6 protein-coding genes are annotated in these 6,539 nt (G+C 64.1%); all 6 read left to right on the forward strand.

Annotated features, from left to right (window positions below; all coding sequences use genetic code 11):
- Positions 1–412, forward strand: a 412-nt coding sequence (locus EOA28_RS20405; protein ID WP_189342112.1) for a chorismate-binding protein, incomplete at its 5' end; no start/stop codon positions are given.
- Complete coding sequence (locus EOA28_RS20410) at positions 361–1,023, forward strand: aminotransferase class IV family protein (RefSeq protein WP_127249787.1); 663 nt, start codon at positions 361–363, stop codon at positions 1,021–1,023. The genes EOA28_RS20405 and EOA28_RS20410, both read left to right, overlap by 52 nt.
- Positions 1,024–1,062: 39 nt before the next feature.
- Positions 1,063–1,992 (forward strand): DUF3445 domain-containing protein, encoded by a 930-nt coding sequence (locus EOA28_RS20415; RefSeq protein WP_127249788.1) that lies wholly within the window; start codon positions 1,063–1,065, stop codon positions 1,990–1,992.
- A 132-nt stretch (positions 1,993–2,124) separates the two neighbouring features.
- Positions 2,125–3,570: a homospermidine synthase gene (locus tag EOA28_RS20420; protein ID WP_127249789.1), complete on the forward strand. Its 1,446-nt coding sequence runs from the start codon at positions 2,125–2,127 to the stop codon at positions 3,568–3,570.
- Positions 3,571–3,657: 87 nt separating this feature from the next.
- Positions 3,658–4,032 (forward strand): hypothetical protein, encoded by a 375-nt coding sequence (locus EOA28_RS20425; protein ID WP_126081471.1) that lies wholly within the window; start codon positions 3,658–3,660, stop codon positions 4,030–4,032.
- Between the two features lie 190 nt (positions 4,033–4,222).
- Entirely contained in the window at positions 4,223–6,280 is a 2,058-nt protein-coding gene (locus tag EOA28_RS20430; protein ID WP_127249790.1) for a bifunctional UDP-sugar hydrolase/5'-nucleotidase, read from the forward strand.
- The last annotated feature ends 259 nt before the right edge of the window (positions 6,281–6,539 follow it).

The following is a 6,539-nucleotide window of genomic DNA, read 5'->3' on the forward strand; positions in this document are numbered from 1 at the left end:
GGGTACGCTGGACGTGCCGGAACTGTTCCGTATCGAGTCCTATCCGACGGTGCACCAGATGGTGAGCCGCGTGCGGGCGAAGCTTCTGCCGGACATCGGCATCCGCCAGGTCTTCGCCGCGCTGTTTCCTTGCGGCTCGATCACCGGCGCGCCAAAAATCCGCGCCATGGAAATCCTGCACGAGCTGGAAGACGCGCCGCGCGACGTCTATTGCGGCGCCATCGGCTGGATCGCGCCGGGCGGCAGGATGCGTTTTTCGGTAGCGATCCGCACCATCTCGCTCTTTGCCGACGGCGAGGCCGTCTACAATGTCGGCGGCGGCGTCGTCTTCGATTCCACCGCCGAGGAGGAGTATCGGGAGTGTCTGTTGAAAGCGCGCTTCGCGACGGGAACGGTGCCGGCTTCGAGCTGATCGAGACCATGCGCTGGGAGCCGGGTTCAGGCTTCCTGCGGTTCGAGCGCCATCTCGCCAGGCTTTATGCGTCCGCCGCCGAGCTCGGCTTCGCCTGCGATCCCGAACGGATCGGCGAAGTGCTGTCGAACACCGTCAACGGACACGGGATTGCCTTGCGCGTGCGCCTTGCCTTGCGGCGCAATGGCGAAGTGACGGCTGCCGCTCAAGCCTATGAACCGCTGCCCGTGGACAAGGTCTGGCGGCTGCAGTTGGCGCGAATCCGTCTCGATTCCACCAACACGATGCTGCGCCACAAGATCAGCCTGCGTCAGGTCTACACGCATGCCCGCGCGGAATATCTCGCCACGCGCGCCGACGAAGTGCTTTTAGCCAACGAGCGCGGCGAGATCTGTGAGGGCACGATCACCAATCTCTTCGCCGATTTGGGCAACGGTCCGCTCGCCACGCCCCGCCTCGACTGCGGCCTTTTGCCTGGAATATTGCGCGGCGAGCTTCTGGACGAAGGCCGCGCCGAGGAAGCGATCTACAGCTTCGACGATCTGAAGGCGGCGAAGGCGATCTTCGTCGGCAACTCGCTGCGCGGGCTGATCCCGGCGCGGCTTGGCTGACCACGCTGGAGACACAAACTGGATAACACCCAAACAGGCATCCGCCGCCCGACCCATACGCCCTATGACGGGTCCTCGAAGCTCTTCAGCATCGGGCTGAAGCCGCTCGATTTCGACCGCTGGATCGAGGTCGACGAGTTCCTGCTGCCCCATCTCGCCGAAAAGCAGCGGCTCTACGCGGAAATCCCGGAAAGGGTCTTTGTCGAGGAAGACGGCACCCGTGACGCTCAGCGCGAAGTGCTCGACCTGCTCGTCGCCCATCTCGAAGCCGCGCATCCCGTAACCCACCACCGCAACGGAGCCGGTGTCGAGCCGGCCGGGTTCGAGGGTATAACCGACCGGCTGCCTCCTGCCTTGCGCGAGGCACCGCTGGCAAAGGCCTCGCTGCTCGTCCAGGAAGACCTGATCCTGATGCGCCGCGACGAGCGCGGCTGGCGGCTCGCTGCCGGCTCGCTATGCTTTCCTTCATCCTGGTCGCTGCGGGAAAAATTCGGCAAGCCGCTGCAGGAGATCCACGAACCGGTACCCGGCTTCGGACCAGGCACGCGGCCGGCTGAGCTCATCAACCGCATGTTCGACGGCCTGCAGGGCCAGGCGGTCGAGCGCTTCAACTGGTCGATCCAGGCCGATGACAGGCTGTACCATCCGCTTTCCAATGTCGAGCGCATCGACCGCGCCACGAACCGCCCGAGCCGCTTTCCGGACGGCGACGTCAACGCCCACGCCTTCATCCGCGTCGAACGCCAGACGCTGCGCAAGCTTCCAGTGTCGCGCGACATCCTCTTCACCATCCGCATCCACCTCGATCCGCTTAAGCTGCTCGCTGACCATCCGGACCGGGCGACATTGGCGGCCTCCTTCGCGGAGCAGCTCCTGGCCCTCGACCAGCAACAGCTCGACTATAAGGGGCTGACTGCCGACCGCGACCGGCTGGTTGCACTCCTCGGCCGCATGGCCGGATCGGCTTAACCACACGCCCAGAACGGCCTAGCCGGCGGTTGGCGCTTTTCGCTGGTTTATGACAATGATCTGTGGTGTAGCGCTTGGCCGTCGGGCCAAAGGCGCCCGGTTTTGCGCGTGTTTGAAGGAGTGTGCGAAAAAATGGCGAATGAAAACTGGCCCGTTTACGGTGAAATCACCGGTCCCGTCGTGATGATCGGCTTCGGCTCGATCGGGCGGGGAACGCTGCCGCTGATCGAACGCCATTTCAAGTTCGACAAGTCGCGCATGACGGTCATCGACCCTCTCGACACCGACCGCAAGCTGCTTGACGAGCGCGGCATCGCCTTCATGCAGGACGCTGTGACCGAGAAGAATTACAAGAAGCTGCTGACGCCGCTTCTGACCAATGGCGGCGGCCAGGGCTTTTGCGTCAACCTGTCGGTCGACACCGGTTCGGTCGACCTGATGAAATTGTGCCGCAAGCTCGGCGTGCTTTACATCGACACCGTCGTCGAGCCGTGGCTGGGGTTCTATTTCGACGCCGAGGCCGACAATGCCAGCCGCACCAACTACGCGCTGCGCGAGGCGATGATCAAGGAAAAGCAGGACAAGCCCGGCGGCCCGACGGCGGTCTCCACCTGCGGCGCCAATCCCGGCATGGTCTCGTGGTTCGTCAAGAAGGCGCTGGTTAACCTTGCCACCGATCTCGGGCTCGAGTTTTCGGAGCCCGCCCAGGAAGATCGCGAGGGCTGGGCCAGGCTGATGAAGAAGGCCGGCGTCAAGGGTATCCACATCGCCGAGCGCGACACCCAGCGCACCAAGAAGCCAAAGCCGATGAATGTGTTCTGGAACACCTGGTCGGTCGAAGGCTTCATCTCGGAAGGCCTGCAGCCGGCCGAGCTCGGCTGGGGCACGCATGAAAACTGGATGCCGAAGAATGGCAAGAAGCACAAGCATGGCTCCAAGGCGGCGATCTATCTGGAGCAGCCCGGCGCCAACACGCGCGTTCGCAGCTGGTGCCCGACGCCGGGCGCGCAATACGGCCTGCTGGTGACCCATAACGAGTCGATCTCGATCGCCGACTTCTTCACCGTGCGTTCGAAGAAGGGCAAGGTCCAATATCGTCCGACCTGCCATTACGCCTACCATCCCTGCAACGACGCCTTGCTGTCGCTGGACGAGATGTTCGGCGCCGCCGGCAAGCCGCAGCCGGTCCACCACGTGCTTGACGAGAACGAACTGGTCGACGGCGTCGACGAGCTCGGCGTGCTGCTCTACGGCCACGACAAGAACGCCTACTGGTACGGCTCGCAATTGTCGCTGGCCGAGGCGCGCAAGCTCGCCCCCTACCAGAACGCCACCGGCTTGCAGGTCACCTCGGCGGTGCTCGCCGGCATGGTCTGGGCGCTTGAGAACCCGGCGGCCGGCATCGTGGAAGCCGACGAGATGGACTACCGGCGCTGCCTCGAAGTGCAGTCGCCTTATCTCGGGCCGGTCAGGGGCTACTATACCGACTGGACTCCTCTGGACAACCGCCCGGGCCTCTTCCCAGAGGACCTGGACAAGGACGACCCGTGGCAGTTCCGCAACATTCTGGTCCGATAGAGCCGGGACTGACCAGTGGCAGCGCCTTGCAATCGCCCGGAAATCGGGCGATTGAGAGGGTGCGGACTGAGGAGAGGATTTTCAAGAATGACCATTGCGCGCAAACTGCTTTCGGCAGGCGCCGCGGCAAGCCTGCTGGCTGCGGCCGCCTGCACCACCACCGGCCCATCGGAACCACCGGGCGCAGCTGCGCCGAAGGGCGTCGAGGGCAACTGGATCGACGCCAAGGGCACCGGCCTGTCGACCTTCGCGGCTGGCAGCTTCACCACCGTTGCCACTGACACCGGCCAGAAGCTGTCGGAAGGCAGCTACACCTTGACCGGACCGACCTCGGTCGAGATCCACGGCACCTCGCTGATCCGCCAGACGCCGGTCAGCTTCAACTGCCTGATGGTCTCGATCAGCCAGCTCAACTGCACCAGCGCCAGCGGCCAGAATTTCGTGCTGACGCGCCGGGCCTGAGGCTCGCAGACATCCATCCAAAAAGGACGGCGGCGCAAACCGCCGTCCTTTTTTGTGCCGGCAAACATCTCCCCGATTTGTGCTTGCATCGGCCGGGACCCGATGTGAACATGACCCGAGGCTGACTGTTATTTTCCAGTCAAGCGAAGGCGTTAAGCACTGTCGAAGTCAGCTTATCCGGGAGACGAAGATGAAGAAGATTGCCGCCATCCTAGCCCTTTCCGCTTCGACGCTTGGCCTGTCGGCCGGCGTGTCCTTTGCCGACTACACGCTGAACATCCTGCATTTCAACGACTGGCACAGCCGCATCGAAGGCAACAACAAATACGAGTCGACCTGTTCCGCCGAAGAGGAGACCAAGGGCGAATGCATCGGCGGCGCCGGCCGGCTGATCACCGCGATCGCTGGGGAGCGCAAGAAGCTCGAAGGGCAGAACGTGCTGCTGCTCAATGCCGGCGACAGCTTCCAGGGCTCGCTCTTCTACACCACTTACAAGGGTGCAGTAGAGGAGGAGTTCCTCAATCAGATCAAGCCCGACGCGGTGACGCTCGGCAACCACGAATTCGACGACGGCGAGACAGCACTGGTGCCTTACCTCGACAAGGCTAAGTTTCCGATCGTCAGCGCGAATGTCATGCCCAACGACAAGTCCGGCGCGTCGGGCAAGATCAAGTCCTCGATCGTCGTCGAGGTCGGCGGCCAGAAGATCGGCATCATCGGCGCCGTCACCAACGACACGCCGGAACTCGCCTCGCCCGGCCCGAACATCGCCATCGCCGATGACGTCAAATCGATCACGGCCGACGTCGAGAAGCTCAAGGCGCAAGGCATCAACAAGATCATCGCGGTCACCCACATCGGCTACAGGCGAGAACGCGACGTGATCGCCAAGATCCCGGGGATCGACGTGGTGGTCGGCGGCCACAGCCACACGCTCCTGTCCAACACCGACCCGAAGGCCGAAGGCCCCTACCCGACCATGGCCGATAACCCGGACGGTTCCAAGGTGCCGGTGGTGCAGGCGGCGTCCTATTCGAAATATCTCGGCGAGTTCAAGGTCGTGTTCGACGACAATGGCAACGTCAAGGAGGCCAGCGGCGCGCCGATCTATCTCGACAAGTCGATCACGCCCGATCCCGCTGTCCTTGCCCGCATCAAGGAGCTCGGCGCGCCGATCGAGGCGCTGAAGAACAAGGAAGTGGCCGAGACCACCAAGGCGATCGATGGCAGCCGCGAGAATTGCCGCGCGCGCGAATGCGAGATGGGCAATCTTGTCTCCGACGCCATCCTCGACCGCACCAAAGGCCAGGGCGTCGAAATCGTCATCTCGAACGGCGGCGGCCTGCGCGCCTCGATCGACCAGGGCACGGTGACCATGGGCGAGGTGCTGACCGTGCTGCCGTTCCAGAACACGCTGGCCACCTTCAAGATCTCCGGCAAGGACCTTGTCGCGGGCCTCGAAAGCGGTCTCAGCCAGGTCGAGGACGGCGCTGGCCGCTTCCCGCAGGTCGCCGGGCTGAAATATTCCTTCGACAAGTCGGTCGCGCCCAACGCCGGCCGCGTCAAATCGGTCGAGGTGATGGAGAACGGCGCCTGGGCGCCGATCAATCCCGACAAGCAGTATCTGGTCGCCACCAACAACTATGTCCGGCAGGGCGGCGACGGCTACAAGGTTTTCGCCGAGAAGGCCACGGATGCCTATGACTACGGCCCAGGCCTCGAGCAAGTGGTGGCCGACTATCTGGGCGCGCATCGGCCTTACACGCCGAAGCTCGACGGCCGCATCACCGAGATTGCGGCAACGACGGCGGCCGAGCCGGCCAAGCCCGCGGAACCGGCAAAGCCTGCCGAAACCGCCCAGGCGCCTGCGGCCGAGGCGGCAAAGCCGGCCGAGACCGCTCCGGCGAACGCTGAGCCTGCCATGCCGGCTATGCCTTCCGGCTCCAGCGACATTGCCGGCACGGCGCCGGCGGTTCCCGCTGAGACGGCGCCGACCGCGGAACCGGCAAAGCCTGCCGAGGCTGCGCCGGCGACCCCTGCTCCCGCCGGCGAGCCGGCCAAACGCGCTGAAACCAAGCCGGCGGAAACCAGCCATACCATCGCCGCCGGCGATACCTATTGGGACCTGGCCAGGAAAGCCTATGGCGACGCCACCAAGTGGAAGCTCATCTCCGAGGCCAACAAGGACTTTAAGCCGCGTCGCCTGCCGCTTGGCGCGACGCTGACCATTCCGCCGGCGGCGAAGTAAGCGGCAGCCCGGAATTCATGGCACCCGCCCGGAAACGGGCGGGTGTTCCTTTTCCGGTGCCAAACACGGTAAGGTGCGGCCAGACGCGGCATTGAAAACCGGCAGGGCATCGCTAGTTTCCGCGCCGCTACCAGAGACCGTTGATGACGCTTGCAAGCCCCACCGATGTCAAGACCGCGAAGACCGCTGGTCCGCTGCCTGCCGGCCACCCGGCGGTGAAGCAGGGCAAGGTCGGCGTCATGCTGATCAATCTCGGCAC

The organism is Mesorhizobium sp. M2A.F.Ca.ET.067.02.1.1 (assembly GCF_004023285.1).
GTDB lineage: Bacteria > Pseudomonadota > Alphaproteobacteria > Rhizobiales > Rhizobiaceae > Mesorhizobium.

Bases quoted from the DNA above. Each gene is read 5' to 3' on its own strand.
- EOA28_RS20420 (WP_127249789.1), top strand. From the start codon at position 2,125: ATGGCGAATGAAAACTGGCCCGTTTACGGTGAAATCACCGGTCCCGTC.
- EOA28_RS20425 (WP_126081471.1), top strand. From the start codon at position 3,658: ATGACCATTGCGCGCAAACTGCTTTCGGCAGGCGCCGCGGCAAGCCTG.
- EOA28_RS20430 (WP_127249790.1), top strand. From the start codon at position 4,223: ATGAAGAAGATTGCCGCCATCCTAGCCCTTTCCGCTTCGACGCTTGGC.